Below are 14339 nucleotides of genomic sequence, written 5' to 3' on the forward strand. Positions count from 1 at the left end.
GGGCGGGCGGGTGATCGCCGCTAACCTTCGCCGCCCCTGCGCCGCTCGCGCCGGCGCACGAGGCCGGCCGCGACGTCCGCCCGGTGTGACCTGGCGTGGGGGAGCCGAGTCGGGCTGTTCGGGGGGAGCGCCGCGGCCGGGTACGGGGGCCGGGTGATGGTCAGACCGCTTGGACGGCTTCCACCGATTCCGGCAGGTGGACGGTGATCTGCTCGGTGAGGGCGACGACTTCGGCGACGTCCCCGAAATCCCGCGCGGCATTGTCGACGGTCTTGCGGAGCCGGTTGTTGACCCGCTCCGAACGCACCTGCTTGGCGATCTTGAGGGCCTTGCCGGCGAGGACCGTGGACTGCTCGGGCTCGCCCTCCATCAGGTGGACGGTGGCCATGCCGATGAGGTTGAGCGCATACGAACGGTGGTGCTCGGTGTCCTGCGCGAAGAGCTCGACGGCACGCTCCATCTTGGGGCGGGCGAGGGAGGCGTACGTGGGGCTGCGGCCGGCCACATAGGCGAGGTCGCGGTAGGAGTGGGCGTTCTCCGCGTTGAGCTCGGCCTCGGAGAAGAAGCGGATCCAGTCGGGATCGCCGTCGCCCGAGGAGCAGTCGGAGAAGCAGTCCTCCGCCATGTTGACCGCGCGCTTGCACTTGGAGGGCTGCCCCATGTTGGCGTACGCACGGGCCTCCACGGCGTACAGCATCGCCTGGGTGCGCGCGGTGGCCGTCTCGCGGGAGCCGTACTGGCCGAGGTGGATGAGCTCCAGGGCGTCGTCCGGCCGGCCGAGATGGATCATCTGACGGCCCATGCTGGAGAGGATGTACGCGCCCAGGGGGCGGTCGCCCGCTTCCTTGGCGGCGTGGAGCGCCAGGACGAAGTACTTCTGGGCGGTGGGGTGCAGGCCGATGTCGTAGCTCATCCAGCCTGCGAGCTCCGCCAGTTCGGCAGCGGCCCGGAACAGTCTCTTGGAGGTGGCCTCGGGCTGGGGCTCCTGGAGGAGGTCGGTGACCTCGTGGAGCTGGCCGACGACGGCCTTGCGGCGCAGACCGCCGCCGCACTGGGCGTCCCACTGGCGGAACATCATGGTGGTCGACTCGAGGAGGTCGAGCTCGGGGCCGGAGAGGCGGCCCGCGCGCGGGGAGCGGTCCTGCGCGCCGCCGGAGCCGTCCCTGCCGGCGGGGCCGGGGGCCAGCCAGCGCTGCATGGGCTCGATGAGGGCGGGGCCGGCGGACAGGGCGAGCGAGGCGCCGAGGAAGCCGCGCCGCGCGAGCATCAGGTCGCTGCGGGAGAACTCGCTGATCAGCTCGACGGTCTGCGGGCCCGCCCAGGGCAGGTCGACGCCGGAGACGGACGGGGACTGGTGGGCGGAGCGCAGGCCGATGTCCTCGATGCCGACGACGCAGCCGAAGCGCTCGGAGAACAGCTCGGAGAGGATCTTCGGGATGGGCTCGCGCGGCTGCTCGCCGTCGAGCCAGCGGCGCACGCGCGAGGTGTCCGTGCTGATGTGGTGGGCCCCCAACTGCCGGGCCCTGCGGTTGACCTGCCGCGCGAGCTCGCCCTTGGACCATCCGCTGCGCAGGAACCAGGAGCCCAACTGCTCGTTGGGGCGCTTGTCAGCCTTCTCGGCACCGCCGGTGCCGCTGCCGTTGCCGCCCACTTGGAAGCCCCCATCCCGAACTCTGCTGTCTGTGCGTGAACCGTGTGAACCACGCACAGCTTGCCGCCTTTTGCGGCGGCCCGTGCGGCGATGCGCCCCCGGGCCGCGAGGAATTTCGGCCGGGCGACGAGATGGTTCATGCCTCCGGCATACCCACCGGCGGGGCGCATCTCCCATGGGTTCGTGCACCGAAAGTAATCCTACGATCACGGCTGACGCGAGAGCAGTCCAGTAAACGCCACCATTCGCCACCCCAAGGAATGAACTCAACCGCACCTCCGCGCGATTGACTTGACACGGGACGATCAGGGAGGGCCCAGGGACAGAGTGGATCGATGCACGCCCCGGCGCATGGTCGGCACCGCACCACCCGTTACACACCGTCGCGCCGCCCCCGGAAGGGATTCGGCAACGGTCCGTGTCCGAGACACTCCGACTCGTAACCATCCGCGAGCACGACCCGTTGGAGGGGGCATGGGCTTCACAATCGGCGGCATCCGGGACCTGCGCTCGAGCTCTCGGCGCCGCGGACGCGCGTACGAGTGCGTCACGACGGTGGCGGAGTACACCGGCCTGTGGGGGTGGGATGTGGTGCCCGGTGCCCGCGCCTCCCGCGGCGGTCGCCCGGCCGGCGCGGTCTGCTCGTGCGGTGCCGACGACTGCCCCTCCCCCGGCGCACACCCGCTCTCCTTCGCCCCACGCGTGCCCGCGGGCGCCACGTTGGACGCGGCGGCGGCCGCATGGGCCGAGGTGCCGGGCGCGGCCGTGCTGCTGCCGGTGGGGCGCTCCTTCGACGTCCTGGAGGTCGCCGAGGCGGCCGGGCGGCACGCCCTGGCCCGGCTGGAGCGCATGGGGCTTCCGCTCGGCCCCGTGGCCCTCACGCCGCACGGCCGGGCGCTGTTCTTCGTCGCCCCCGGTGCCGCCGGCGAGCTCCCCCAGCTGCTCTACCGGATGGGCTGGGACGACGCCCGGCTCGACCTGCGCTGCCTGGGTCCCGGGGAGCACGTCACCGCGCCTCCCTCGGACCACGCCGGCCTCGGCCCCATGCGCTGGCTCCGCCCGCCCACGCTGGACACCGCGGGCCGCCCCCCGCACGCCCGGCTGCTCCTCGGCACCCTCGCGTATGTGTGCCACCGGTCGGCGGCGTCCTGAGCCCCGGCGGTCTTCCGGCCGGGCCCCATGCGAAAGGGCCCCTTCCGCAGCTGCACCTGCGGAGGGGGCCCTTTCTCGCGCCCGGACGCCGCGCGCCCGGCCTGCGGAGCGCCCTGGGGCGCTCCGGCGGGGCCGGCCGTTGCGGACGGGCGTACGGCGCGTCAGTCGCCGATGAGTGCGTCGACGAACGCCTCGGGCTCGAACGGCGCGAGGTCGTCCGCCCCCTCGCCCAGGCCGACGAGCTTCACGGGCACGCCCAGCTCGCGCTGGACGGCCACGACGATGCCGCCCTTGGCGGTGCCGTCGAGCTTGGTGAGGACGATGCCGGTGATATTGACGACCTCGGCGAAGACGCGCGCCTGCACGAGGCCGTTCTGACCGGTGGTGGCGTCCAGGACGAGCAGCACCTCGTCGACGGAGCCGTGCTTCTCGACGACCCGCTTGACCTTGCCGAGCTCGTCCATGAGGCCGGTCTTGGTGTGCAGGCGGCCGGCGGTGTCGACCAGGACGACGTCGGCGTTCTCGGCGATGCCCTCCTTGACGGCGTCGAAGGCGATCGACGCCGGGTCGCCGCCCTCGGGCCCGCGGACCGTGCGGGCGCCGACGCGCTCGCCCCAGGTCTGCAGCTGGTCCGCCGCAGCCGCGCGGAAGGTGTCGGCGGCGCCGAGGACGACGGACTTGCCGTCGGCGACGAGCACGCGCGCGAGCTTGCCCGTGGTGGTGGTCTTACCGGTGCCGTTGACGCCGACGACCATGACGACGCCGGGCTTCTCCTCGCCGTTCACGCCCACGCCGGGCTCGGTGTGGACGCTGCGGTCGGCGTCGGTGCCGATCAGGGCCAGCAGCTCCTCGCGGAGCAGGGCGCGCAGCTCTTCGGGGGTGCGGGTGCCGAGCACCTTCACGCGCTCGCGCAGGCGCTCGACGAGCTCCTGCGTGGGGGCGACGCCGACGTCGGCGGTCAGCAGGGTGTCCTCGATCTCCTCCCACGTGTCCTCGTCGAGGTGCTCGCGGGACAGCAGGGTCAGCAGACCCTTGCCGAGGGAGTTCTGGGAACGCGAGAGGCGGGTGCGCAGCCGCACGAGGCGGCCGGCGGTGGGCTCGGGCACCTCGACCGCGGGCGCGGCGGGCGCCTCGGGCTCGGCCGGGGCGGCGGGCGCCTCGGCGGGGGCTTCGGCGGCCGGTGCCTCGGGGGCCGGGAGCTCGACCTCCTCCACGGTCCGGCGCGGCTCGGCGCTGGGGGTCTCGGCCTCCTCGCCGACGTGGGGCTCGGCGGGCGGCGCGGTGACGGACGGGCTGCTCGGCGGGGCCGGGGGCAGCTGCTTCTTCTTACGGCTGCTGACCACGAGCCCGCTGATCGCGCCGAGCGCGACCACAGCGATGACTACAGCAAGGATGACGATTTCCATAACGCCCCCAGTATCGGACACCGCGGCGCCGAGAGGCGGCCTCGCCGGTGACGTCGCCGGTGACGTGCGCCTTTGGAGATTACGACAAGGACCAATGGCACTAAAAGCCTAAACTTGGAGCAAAGTACGATGGCGTGGGGCTGTGCGACGCGCGTAGAGTCCCCAAAGACCTTTTCTGCCCGGCTTCCCGCCCCGCTTCACCCGCACGGAGCCCCCCACATGGACAACGCGTCCAACCTGTCCACCGCCGAATCCGGCGGCGCGATAGAAACCCGCGGCATCGAGCCCGTTCCGGATCACGAGCGACACGGCCGGGTCCGTGAGCTCATCCCGACCTGGGTCGCCGCCAACATCAGCGTGCTGCTGCTCACCATGGGCGCGGCCCTGGTGGTCTTCAACGAACTGAACTTCTGGCAGGTCCTGATCGTCGCCGCCTGCGCCGCGCTCGCGTCGTTCGGCATGGTGGGCGTCCTGTCGGTCTCCGGAAAGTGGGGCGGCGCGCCCGGAGCGATGCTCTCCCGTGCGACGTTCGGCGTCCGCGGCAACCTCTTCCCCGGTGCGATCCTCTGGGTCGCCCGCTTCGGCTGGGAGACGATCAACGCGGTCACCGGCGCCTACGCGGTGCTGACCGTTCTCGACCTGCTCCTCGGCGTCAAGAGCAACACCGCGCTGATCGTCATCACGCTCTTCGCCTTCGTCGCCTGCACGTTCCTCGTGAGCGGCATGGGGCGCAAGGCGCTGAACGTGTGCAACAAGTGGTCGACGTACCTCTTCGGCGTCTTCAGCGTCCTGGTGCTGGGCTACCTGATCGCCAACATCAAGTGGGACGAGGTCTTCTCGAAGCCGGCCGGCACCACCGCGATGATGATCGCCGGCATCGGCACCATCGCCGCCGGCGGCATCAGCTGGGTCCCCACCGGCCCCGACTTCGCGCGCTACCTGCCGCACGCCGCGTCCGGCAAGAAGATCGTCACCGCCACGGTCTCCGGTGCGGGCGTCGTGATGGTCCCCATGGTCCTGATGGGCGCCGTCATGGCCGTCGCCACCCCGGGCCTGGCCGACGCGCCGGACCCGGTCTCCTTCCTCGGCGACATCCTGCCGACCTGGCTGGCCGTGCCGTACCTGATCACCGCCATCGTCGGCATGCTGCTGATCAACAGCCTCTCGATGTACTCGGCCGGCTTCACCGCCCAGACCATGGGCGTGAAGCTGCCCCGCGCCATGGCCGTCAGCATCAACGCCATCATCTCGCTGGTCGGCGGCCTGCTGCTGATGCTGGTCGCGAAGAGCTTCCTCAGCTCCTTCATCACCTTCCTGATCCTGCTCGCGGTCTCCTTCTCCGCCTGGATCGGCGTCTACACGGTCGACATGGCGCGCCGTAAGTCCCGCGCCGTGCGCTACGACGCGGAGGCGCTGATGGACACCGGCCGCACCAGCCGCTACTGGTACGTGGGCGGGTTCTGCTGGCAGGCGATGACGGCCTGGACCGTCGCGCTGATCGCGGGCATCTGCTTCACCAAGTGCGACTGGTTCACCGGTCCGCTGGCCTCGACGTTCGTCGGCAAGTACGGGCTGGGCTGGGCCGCCACGATCGCCATCTCGGCGCTGATCATGGCCGTGCTGCCGGTGCCGCGCGAGGCTGCCGCGGCGGACGCCGCGGGTGCCGCCGCCGGCGACGAGGAGCGCGTGAAGGTCGGCGCCTGACGCGCCGCCGCCGCTTGCCGAACGCGGGTGCCCCCACCGTCCTGACGGTGGGGGTACCCGCGTTTTCGCCTCGCGGCGAGCGGTGCGCCGCCGGGCGCGTGGGGCCGCCGGGCGCGTGGGGCCGCGGGGCGGGGCGGGGCCGCGCGGGGCAGGCGGTCCTCGCTGCTACGGGCCTGCTGCGGGGTGGTGGTACGGCACCGCCGGGCCTCGGCGCTGTGGCTGAGCGCCGCGGCGGCGGAAGACAGCGGCGCGTGAGGCCTGCCGGAAACCGACGGGGAAGCACGCGGCAGCACCCGACGCGGCAGGCCGGTACGGCGCCGCCGGGTCTGCTGAGCACCGCGGCGGTGGGAAGGAGTGTGCGGCGGCCCGGGAATCGACGGGACGCCGCGTGCAAAGGGTCGGCTTCGGTACGGCCCTGCTTGAGGTCGGTCCAGCGCCGCCCGGCACGTGCGCTGCGGCTGCGCGCCGCGGGGGCAGGAGGGAGTGCGCGCCGCGAACCCGCGGGACGCCCCGCAGCAACGGTTCGGCTTCGTGCATGGGGCGCGCCCCGCGGTGACGGCGCGGCGCCGTAGGCCCGGCCCCACACGGGGCCGCCGGTTCCCGCCTTGCGGCTCGGCGTCCCGCGCCCGGGGCGCGGGGCGCGGGGCCATGCCCCCACCGCGCCGGCGCCCCGCTCGTCGCCGTACGCAAACAGGACGCTGCCCCGGCTCGTCGGTGAGCCGGGGCAGCGTCCTGTTGAGGAGAGGGCGGCGGGGGGGTTAGCCCATCTCCTCCAACGCCTTGCCCTTCGTCTCCTTGACGTACTTGAGCACGAAGGGGATCGAGAGCACGGCGAAGACCGCGTAGATGACGTACGTACCGGAGAGGTTCCAGTCCGACAGGCTCGGGAAGCTCGCGGTGATGACCCAGTTGGCCACCCACTGGGCGGAGGCGGCGACGCCGAGTGCCGCGGCGCGGATGCGGTTGGGGAACATCTCGCCGAGGAAGACCCAGACCACGACGCCCCACGAGAGCGCGAAGAAGAGCACGAAGGCGTGCGCCGCGACGAGGGCGACCGTGCCCTGTGCGGTCGGCAGGGAGCCGTCGGCGGCCTGCGCGGAGAAGGCCCAGGCCTCGAGGGCCAGGGAGACGGCCATACCGGCCGAACCGACGATGGCGAGCGGCTTGCGGCCGACGCGGTCGACGAAGATCATCGCGATCACGGTGCCGACGATGTTGATGATCGACGTCGTGAAGGAGTACAGGAAGGAGTCGCTCGGGTCGATGCCGACGGACTGCCAGAGGGTGGCCGAGTAGTAGAAGGCCACGTTGATGCCGACGAGTTGCTGGAAGACCGACAGGCCGATGCCGACCCAGACGATGGGCAGGAAGCCCGCCTTGCCGCCGAGGAGGTCCTTGAAGGTGGACTTCTCCTCGCTGTGCATCGCGAGCTCGATCTCGGCGACGCGCTTGTCGAGGTCGACGGTGCGGCCCTCGACGCCGGCCAGCACGCTCTTCGCCTTGTCGATCTTGCCGACGGAGATCAGGAAGCGGGGCGACTCGGGGATCGCGAAGGAGAGCAGGCCGTAGAGGACGGCCGGGACGACCATGACGCCGAGCATCAGCTGCCAGGCCTCGATGCCCATGAGGTGACCGCGCTGGTCGCCGTCGGCGAGGTTGAGGATGCCCCAGTTGACGAGCTGCGAGACGGCGATGCCGACGACGATCGCGGCCTGCTGGAAGGAGCCGAGGCGGCCGCGGTAGGCGGGCGGCGAGACCTCGGCGATGTACGCCGGGCCGATGACCGAGGCCATGCCGATGGCGATGCCGCCGAGGATGCGCCAGAACGCCAGGTCCCACAGGGCGAACGGCAGGGCCGAGCCGACGGCGCTGATCGTGAAGAGCGTCGCGGAGATCTGCATGACGCGGATCCGGCCTATGCGGTCCGCGAGCCGGCCCGCGGTGGCGGCGCCGATGGCGCAGCCGATGAGGGCGATGGCGATGACCTGGGCCAGGGCTGCGGAGCCGATGTCGTACTTCCCGCGAATGCCCTCGACCGCACCGTTGATCACGGAGCTGTCGTAGCCGAAGAGAAAGCCACCCATGGCCGCGGCCGCGGTGATGAAGATGACATGGCCGAGGTGGTCCGGCTGGGCCTTGCGGCCCTCGGACCCCTGCGCCGTCGCAGTGCTGGTCAACGTGTACTCCTGAGGCCCGGCGGCACTGCCGGGCGTGGGGGGGCTGGCACTTCAAGTGGGGCACAGGACTTGGGGGCCCACCACTTGAAGGTATTAGCAACGCTGCAGACCCTATGTCTTCATTTTCTTAAGTCAATAGGTCGTAACCAAGAAGTTTCCAGGAGGCTTCTCACGCGTTGAGTTCAACACTTGAAGAAGTGAAGCCCGTTACCGCGCGATTACAAGATCAACGCAGTCGCTGGCTGATCACCTTCGAGACGCCGTCGCCCTGCATCGAGACGCCGTAGAGCGCGTCGGCGACCTCCATCGTCCGCTTCTGGTGCGTGATCACGATCAGCTGCGAACTCTCCTGGAGCTCCTTCATGATCCCGATCAGCCGCTGGAGGTTGGTGTCGTCCAGCGCCGCCTCGACCTCGTCCATCACGTAGAACGGGCTCGGCCGCGCCTTGAAGATCGCGACCAGCAGCGCCACCGCCGTCAGCGAGCGCTCCCCGCCCGACAGCAGCGACAGGCGCTTGACCTTCTTGCCCGGCGGCCGCGCCTCGACGTCCACGCCGGTGGCCAGCATGTCGTCCGGGTCGGTGAGGACGAGCCGCCCCTCGCCGCCGGGGAAGAGGCGCGAGAAGACGCCCTCGAACTCCCGGGCCGTGTCCCGGTACGCCTCCGTGAAGACCTCCTCGACGCGCTTGTCGACGTCCTTGACGACCTGGAGCAGGTCGCTGCGGGTCTTCTTGAGGTCCTCCAGCTGCTCGGAGAGGAACTTGTGCCGCTCCTCCAGCGCCGCGAACTCCTCCAGCGCCAGCGGGTTGACCTTGCCCAGCTGCTGATAGGCGCGCTCGGCGGCACGGAGCCGCTTCTCCTGCTCCGCCCGTACGTACCGCACGGGGCGGTTCCTGGGGTGGTCCGGGTCCTCCGGCAGCTCCTCGCCCTCGGCCGGCGGGGACGGCGGTACGGGCTGGTCCGGCCCGTACTCCGCGACCAGGCCCGCGGGTTCGACGCCGAGCTCCTCCAGGGCCCTGGCCTCCAGCTGCTCGATGCGCAGCCGCTTCTCCGCGCCGAGCACCTCGCCCTTGTGCACCGTGTCGGTGAGCTTGTCCAGCTCGCTCTTCAGCTCGCGGCCCCGGTTGCGTTCGGCCACCAGCTCGCGCTCACGGGCGCCCTTCGCCTCCTCGGCGCTCCGCTTCTCCTCGTCGGCGCGCACGAGGGAGACCTCGACGTGCGCGAGGAGCTGGCGGGCCCCCGCCGCGACGGCCGTGGCGACGCGGGCCTCGTGCTGCAGCCTGGCGCGGCGCCGCTCCGCGCGGGCCCGCGCCTCGCGCTCGGCACGGGCCGCCCGGTCCAGGCCGTCCGCCCGTCCCGCGAGGGCCTTGACGCGCTCCTCGTGCGTACGGACCTGGAGGCGCGCCTCCATCTCGGTCTGCCGGGCGTTGGCGCCGTCCGCGGCGAGCCGGTCCCGTACGGAGGTGTCGGGCTCGCCCTCGCCCTCGGCCGGGGCGGACTCCTCGGCGACGGCCAGCCGCTCGGCCAGCTCCTCGGCCTCCTCGCCGGCCCGCGCGAGGGCTTCCTCGGCACGGGCCACGGCCGCGGCCGTCCGCCCGGCCTCGTCGGCCGCCGCGCGCGCCTGCCCGGCGAGCCGCCCGAGGGCCTGGGCGACCTGGGACTTCTCCCGGTCGGCCGTGCTGCGCAGGGTCGCCAGTTCCTCCACGCGGGCGGCGCACTCCGCGCGCCGTGCGGCCGCGGCGTGCTGGGCCGCCTGCAGGCTCTCGCACCGTGCGTCCAGGTCGGCCAGTTCGGCGGTGGCCTCGTCAACGGCGGCCTGTACCTCCAGGAGGCTCGGCGCGCCCCCGGAGCCTCCTTGCGCGAAGTGGGCCCCGAGCAGGTCGCCCTCGGCGGTGACGGCGACGGCTCCGGGCCGTTCGCCGACCAGTTCCTCGGCGTCCTCCAGGGTCGGAACGACCACGACGTCGCGCAGGAGCGCGCGCACGGCGCCGAGGACGGGGGCGGGGCCGTCGACGAGTTCGAGGGCGGGGCGGGGGCCGCACGGGGCAGTGTTCCCTCCGCCCCGTGCGGGCGGCTGCACGGGGCCCGGCGCAAAGGCCGCTGCCGCGCCGCGCTCCAGGCCCCGTGCCACGACGAGCGCCGCCCGCCCCGCGTCCTGCTTGCGCAGCAGCCGCAGTGCTTCGGCCGCCGTGGCGGTGTCGGTGACGGCGAGTGCGTCCGCCGCGACGCCCAGGGCCGCCGCGACGGGCAGTTCGTAGCCGGGGGCGACGGTCAGCAGCCCGGCCGCCGGGCCCAGCAGTCCGGACAAACGATCCTGCGCCGCCAGCAGCGCCCCCGTGCCGTCCTTGCGGCGCAGGCCCAGGGCGAGCGCGTCGCGGCGGGCGCCTGTTGCCGCGCGGCGGCGTTCGGTGGCGGTGGCCTCCTCGCGCGCCTCGGTCAGCGCGGCCTCCGCGGCGGCGAGTTCCCGCTTGGCGGCCTCGTGCCGGCCGGCCAGCTCGGCGTCCCCCGCGTCGAGCCCCTCGACCTCGGCCTGCTGCCGCTCGTACTCCTCCTGGGCGGCGGCCGCCCGCTCCCGGGCCTCGTCACGGGCGGCGGCCAGCCGGTCGATCTCGGCCTGCGCGGAGGCCGCCCGGCCGCGGGCGGCGGTGACGCGGCCCTGGAGCCGGGCGAGCTCCTCGCGATGGTCGGCGATGGCGCGGGCGGCGTCGCGCAGGCGGCGCTCCTCGTCCGCCAGCTGCCGTTCCAGGGCCGCACGGTGCTCGGTGGTGTCCTCCAGGGCCCGGCTCGCCGCCTCCAGGGCGGCCTCCAGCTCGGCCTCCTGCTCGCGGACGCGGGCCGCCTCGCGCTCCAGGTCCTCCGGTTCGCGGCCGCGCCGCTCCTCGGCGGGGGCGGAGGTGGCGCTGGTCACGCGCGCGTCGGCGAGTCCGATCGTGCCGCGCACGCGCTCGGCGAGCCGCGAGAGCTCGTACCAGGTCTGCTGGGCGGCGGCCAGGCGCGGGGCGAGCGTGCGCACCTGCTCCTCCAGGGCCGCCTCGCGCTGCAGGGCGGTCTTCAGCTCGGCCTCGGCGCCGTCCTTGCGGGCCTTGAGGGCGGCCTCGTCGGCGAGCTCGGCCCGCAGCGCCTCCCGGAGGGTGACGAGGTCGTCGGCGAGGAGCCGCAGGCGGGCGTCGCGCAGATCGGCCTGGATGACGGCGGCACGGCGCGCGACGGCCGCCTGCCGGCCGAGCGGCTTGAGCTGCCGGCGGAGCTCGTCGGTGAGGTCCTGGACGCGGGCGAGGTTCGCGCGCATCGCGTCGAGCTTCCGCAGCGCCTTCTCCTTGCGCTTGCGGTGCTTGAGGACGCCCGCCGCCTCCTCGATGAAGGCGCGGCGGCCTGCGGGGTCGGCGTGCAGCACGGAGTCGAGCTGGCCCTGGCCGACGATGACGTGCATCTCGCGGCCGATGCCGGAGTCCGAGAGCAGTTCCTGGATGTCGAGCAGCCGGCAGGTGTCGCCGTTGAGCTGGTACTCGCTGCCGCCGTTGCGGAACATGATCCGCGTGATGGTGACCTCGGAGTAGTCGATCGGCAGGGCCCCGTCGGAGTTGTCGATCGTGAGGGAGACCTCGGCGCGGCCCAGCGGCGGGCGGCCGGTCGTCCCGGCGAAGATCACGTCTTCCATCTTGCCGCCGCGCAGGGACTTGGCCCCCTGCTCCCCCATGACCCAGGACAGGGCGTCGACGACATTGGACTTGCCGGAGCCGTTGGGCCCCACGACGCAGGTGATCCCGGGCTCGAAGCGCAGGGTCGTCGCGGAGGCGAAGGATTTGAACCCCCGCAGGGTCAGGCTCTTGAGGTGCACGCGGTAGGACTCTACCGGCCGGGCCTCCACGGGAGCCGCCCCGGACGTCATGCCGGGCGTGCCGCGCCCTTCAATTGGTTTCACCTGGGAAGGGGCAGGGCACATCAGTCGTTAAGAGCGCACCGAAAAGTGGGAAAAAATAGCCGCAACCGCTGGGAAACACCACGACGATACGATGATCGGAAATGACGAAGGGACGCCGAAGCGTCCCTTGCAACTCTCAAGCGGCTGACAGTGCAGCCCGACCGGCCCCCGGGGCAGGGCCTCTGGTCAGGCGAGCGCAGGCTCCGCCTTGGAAACGTCGATGCTGTCGAGCAGCGAGTCGCCGTGGTGAGCGGCGGCAGACAGCGCGTCATTCTCGGCCTGCATCCGGATGAGCTCGGATTCGAGGTCCTGGACACGCTGCTGAAGCCGTCGCATCTCGGCGAGGACTCGGGGGTCGGAGCCGCCGACGTAACCGAGAAGCGCCTTTGCCATGATGGATGGTCCTCCACACTGAGTGACCGACCGAAGCGGTGTGGGTCGTGAGGGATTCGCACCCGCGGTGTCTGCCATCGCTACTGCAGTCTTCAATGCCAAACAGCTAAGGTGCGCGGGGCTTCCAGAGTCTCACCAAAAAGTTTGACGGTCAACACGATCACACCCCGTATCCGCGGGCGTCCCGGGGGGCGCGGCGGTCAATGCGCGGCGCCGGCACGGCCGGGGCCCGGAGGGGCGTGGAGATCATCCGTTGCCTCGCAGCCTTCCACGCCGGGGCCGTCTTGGCAACCATCAGGGAATTTCTCTCCCACGCATATGCCAAAGGCATATCACTGAGGTCATCGTGACCCTCGGCCCCCGTACTTCACGGCCCCCGCGCGCACCCTCCCGGACGATTTCCCGTTTTCCGAACCGTTATGGTCAGCGGATCTCGAATCCGTCATAACCGCCCCGCGGGTCACCCCAGATCTCGGTGACCCCTTCCACCTGCCCGGGCGTGTCGCCCGCCCGCAGCCAATCGAGCAGAAGTTCGCACCCCTCGCGCGGGCCCTCCGCGACGACCTGGACCCTGCCGTCGGCCAGATTCGACGCGAAGCCGGCGAGTGCTCCGATGCGCAAAGCGTTCTCCCGCGTGAACCACCGGAAGCCGACACCTTGCACATGTCCACGGACCCACGCCGTGAGACGGACATTCTCGTTCATGTCTGCACGCTAACCGGCCAATTGCATAATCAGCACTTCGACCCCGCGTCTATTGCCGTACAGTCGCCGCTCGACAGGTCTCCCCTCCCCGTACGAGTGACGCACGCCGAGCCGAACACGTAAGGAAGGCAGCGGATGGGTCGCCACCGACGCTCTGCCCCCAGGACCGCAGGCAGCCCCGTCCCCGCTCCCCCGCACGCCGGGAGGACGAGCGGTGCCTCCGCCCCCGACCCCTCCGACGATCCCGGCGCCACGGCCGGGGAACGGCCCCCCGGCGCCCGGCGCCCGCGTGCCCGGCCGAAGGCCCCGGTGCGTACGGGGCTGCTGGGCGCGTCCGCCGCCATGGCCATGGGCGTGGTCGCGATGACCTCCGGCCTGTTCTCCGGCGGGGGCACCCTCCAGCTCGGGAACGACGGCCACGGCGGCGGGCAGGTGCGGGCCGAAGAGCCGCCCGTAACCGAGTTCACGAGGCCCGACGCAGGGCCTTCCGGCCGCGGCCAGTCGCATGTGAGCCGCAACGCCGAACGGCCTCCCGCACCGCACGGGGACACCGCGGTGCCCGTCGGCTCCGCCTCCCCGTCCGGCCCGTCGGCAGCACCTGCCGACGCGGCTCCGGGGCCGCAGGGGGCGGGCAACGACCCGGGCGGCGAAGGGCGTACGGGGCCGGACGGCGGCTCCGGCGATGCGCGGGCCGCCGACGCTCCGGGCCGGGAAGGTGCGGCCCCGGCGCCCGACGCCCAAGCCCAGGCACAAGCCCAGGCCCAGGCCCAGGGGCGGACCCGGGTCGCGGACCACGCACAGCCCGCCGGACAGGAACAACAGACGGCCGATCAGACCGCGCTGTACCCGTCGGTGGCACGGCAGTTGCTCGCCCTGGTCAATCAGGAGCGGGCGAAGGCGGGCCTGCGGCCGCTGAAGGCCAGCGCCCGGCTTTCGGGGCTCGCCCAGGCGTTCAGCGACGACATGGCGCGGCGCGGATTCTTCAACCACACGGACCCGGACGGCCGCACGCCCTGGGACCGGGCCGCCAAGCACGGCATCCGGAACCTCGGCGGGGAGAACATCGCCCGCGGCCACCCGGACGCCCGCGCCGTGATGGACGCCTGGATGCGCAGCGCAGGCCACCGGGCGAACATCCTCAACCGCGACTACCGCACCCTGGGCATCGGGCTGAACACCAGCGCGAGCGGCCCGTGGTGGACGCAGGACTTCGGTTACTGACAGCCGCC

Annotated in this window: 9 protein-coding genes; 3 read left to right on the forward strand and 6 right to left on the reverse strand. The window is 72.3% G+C overall.

Annotation, left to right across the window (positions count from 1 at the left end; genetic code table 11):
- Positions 1-160 precede the first annotated feature (160 nt).
- Positions 161-1651: a transcriptional repressor NsdA gene (nsdA, locus tag ACFPP6_RS31570; protein WP_382049657.1), complete on the reverse strand. Its 1491-nt coding sequence runs from the start codon at positions 1649-1651 to the stop codon at positions 161-163.
- Between the two features lie 474 nt (positions 1652-2125).
- Between nsdA and ACFPP6_RS31575 the strand changes: the two genes are divergently transcribed.
- Positions 2126-2803, forward strand: a complete 678-nt coding sequence (locus ACFPP6_RS31575; RefSeq protein WP_382049659.1) for a bifunctional DNA primase/polymerase — start codon at positions 2126-2128, stop codon at positions 2801-2803.
- A 161-nt stretch (positions 2804-2964) separates the two neighbouring features.
- Here ACFPP6_RS31575 and ftsY read toward each other — a convergent pair whose 3' ends face one another.
- Positions 2965-4209 carry a signal recognition particle-docking protein FtsY gene (ftsY, locus tag ACFPP6_RS31580; RefSeq protein ID WP_168092840.1) on the reverse strand — a complete coding sequence of 415 codons (1245 nt, stop codon included), beginning with the start codon at positions 4207-4209 and terminating at the stop codon, positions 2965-2967.
- 219 nt (positions 4210-4428) lie between these two features.
- Between ftsY and ACFPP6_RS31585 the strand changes: the two genes are divergently transcribed.
- Positions 4429-5913, forward strand: a complete 1485-nt coding sequence (locus tag ACFPP6_RS31585; RefSeq protein WP_382049661.1) for a purine-cytosine permease family protein — start codon at positions 4429-4431, stop codon at positions 5911-5913.
- A gap of 758 nt (positions 5914-6671) precedes the next feature.
- Here ACFPP6_RS31585 and ACFPP6_RS31590 read toward each other — a convergent pair.
- The 4 genes from ACFPP6_RS31590 to ACFPP6_RS31605 all read right to left on the reverse strand — a co-directional run bounded on the left by ACFPP6_RS31590 (position 6672) and on the right by ACFPP6_RS31605 (position 13110).
- Positions 6672-8090, reverse strand: a complete 1419-nt coding sequence (locus ACFPP6_RS31590; protein ID WP_382049663.1) for a sugar porter family MFS transporter — start codon at positions 8088-8090, stop codon at positions 6672-6674.
- 226 nt (positions 8091-8316) lie between these two features.
- The gene (smc, locus tag ACFPP6_RS31595) at positions 8317-11928 is read right to left on the reverse strand and encodes a chromosome segregation protein SMC (RefSeq protein WP_382049665.1); all 3612 of its coding nucleotides are present in this window, start codon (positions 11926-11928) and stop codon (positions 8317-8319) included.
- A 270-nt stretch (positions 11929-12198) separates the two neighbouring features.
- Complete coding sequence (locus tag ACFPP6_RS31600; protein WP_030369319.1) at positions 12199-12405, reverse strand: hypothetical protein; 207 nt, start codon at positions 12403-12405, stop codon at positions 12199-12201.
- A gap of 423 nt (positions 12406-12828) precedes the next feature.
- On the reverse strand, positions 12829-13110 hold the full coding sequence (locus tag ACFPP6_RS31605) for an acylphosphatase (RefSeq protein ID WP_382049668.1): 282 nt from the start codon (positions 13108-13110) through the stop codon (positions 12829-12831).
- Positions 13111-13245: 135 nt separating this feature from the next.
- On the opposite strand from ACFPP6_RS31605, the gene ACFPP6_RS31610 reads away from it, so the two are divergent.
- A complete protein-coding gene (locus tag ACFPP6_RS31610) occupies positions 13246-14331 on the forward strand; it encodes a CAP domain-containing protein (RefSeq protein WP_382049670.1) in 1086 nt (361 codons plus the stop codon).
- Positions 14332-14339 lie beyond the last annotated feature (8 nt).

This window comes from Streptomyces aureoversilis, from assembly GCF_042657885.1.
GTDB classification, from domain to species: Bacteria; Actinomycetota; Actinomycetes; order Streptomycetales; family Streptomycetaceae; genus Streptomyces; species Streptomyces aureoversilis.

Excerpts from the sequence above, each read along its gene's own strand:
- ACFPP6_RS31575 (WP_382049659.1), top strand. The coding sequence starts at position 2,126 with ATGGGCTTCACAATCGGCGGCATCCGGGACCTGCGCTCGAGCTCTCGG.
- ftsY (WP_168092840.1), bottom strand. The coding sequence starts at position 4,209 with ATGGAAATCGTCATCCTTGCTGTAGTCATCGCTGTGGTCGCGCTCGGC.
- ACFPP6_RS31585 (WP_382049661.1), top strand. The coding sequence starts at position 4,429 with ATGGACAACGCGTCCAACCTGTCCACCGCCGAATCCGGCGGCGCGATA.
- ACFPP6_RS31600 (WP_030369319.1), bottom strand. The coding sequence starts at position 12,405 with ATGGCAAAGGCGCTTCTCGGTTACGTCGGCGGCTCCGACCCCCGAGTC.
- ACFPP6_RS31605 (WP_382049668.1), bottom strand. The coding sequence starts at position 13,110 with ATGAACGAGAATGTCCGTCTCACGGCGTGGGTCCGTGGACATGTGCAA.
- ACFPP6_RS31610 (WP_382049670.1), top strand. The coding sequence starts at position 13,246 with ATGGGTCGCCACCGACGCTCTGCCCCCAGGACCGCAGGCAGCCCCGTC.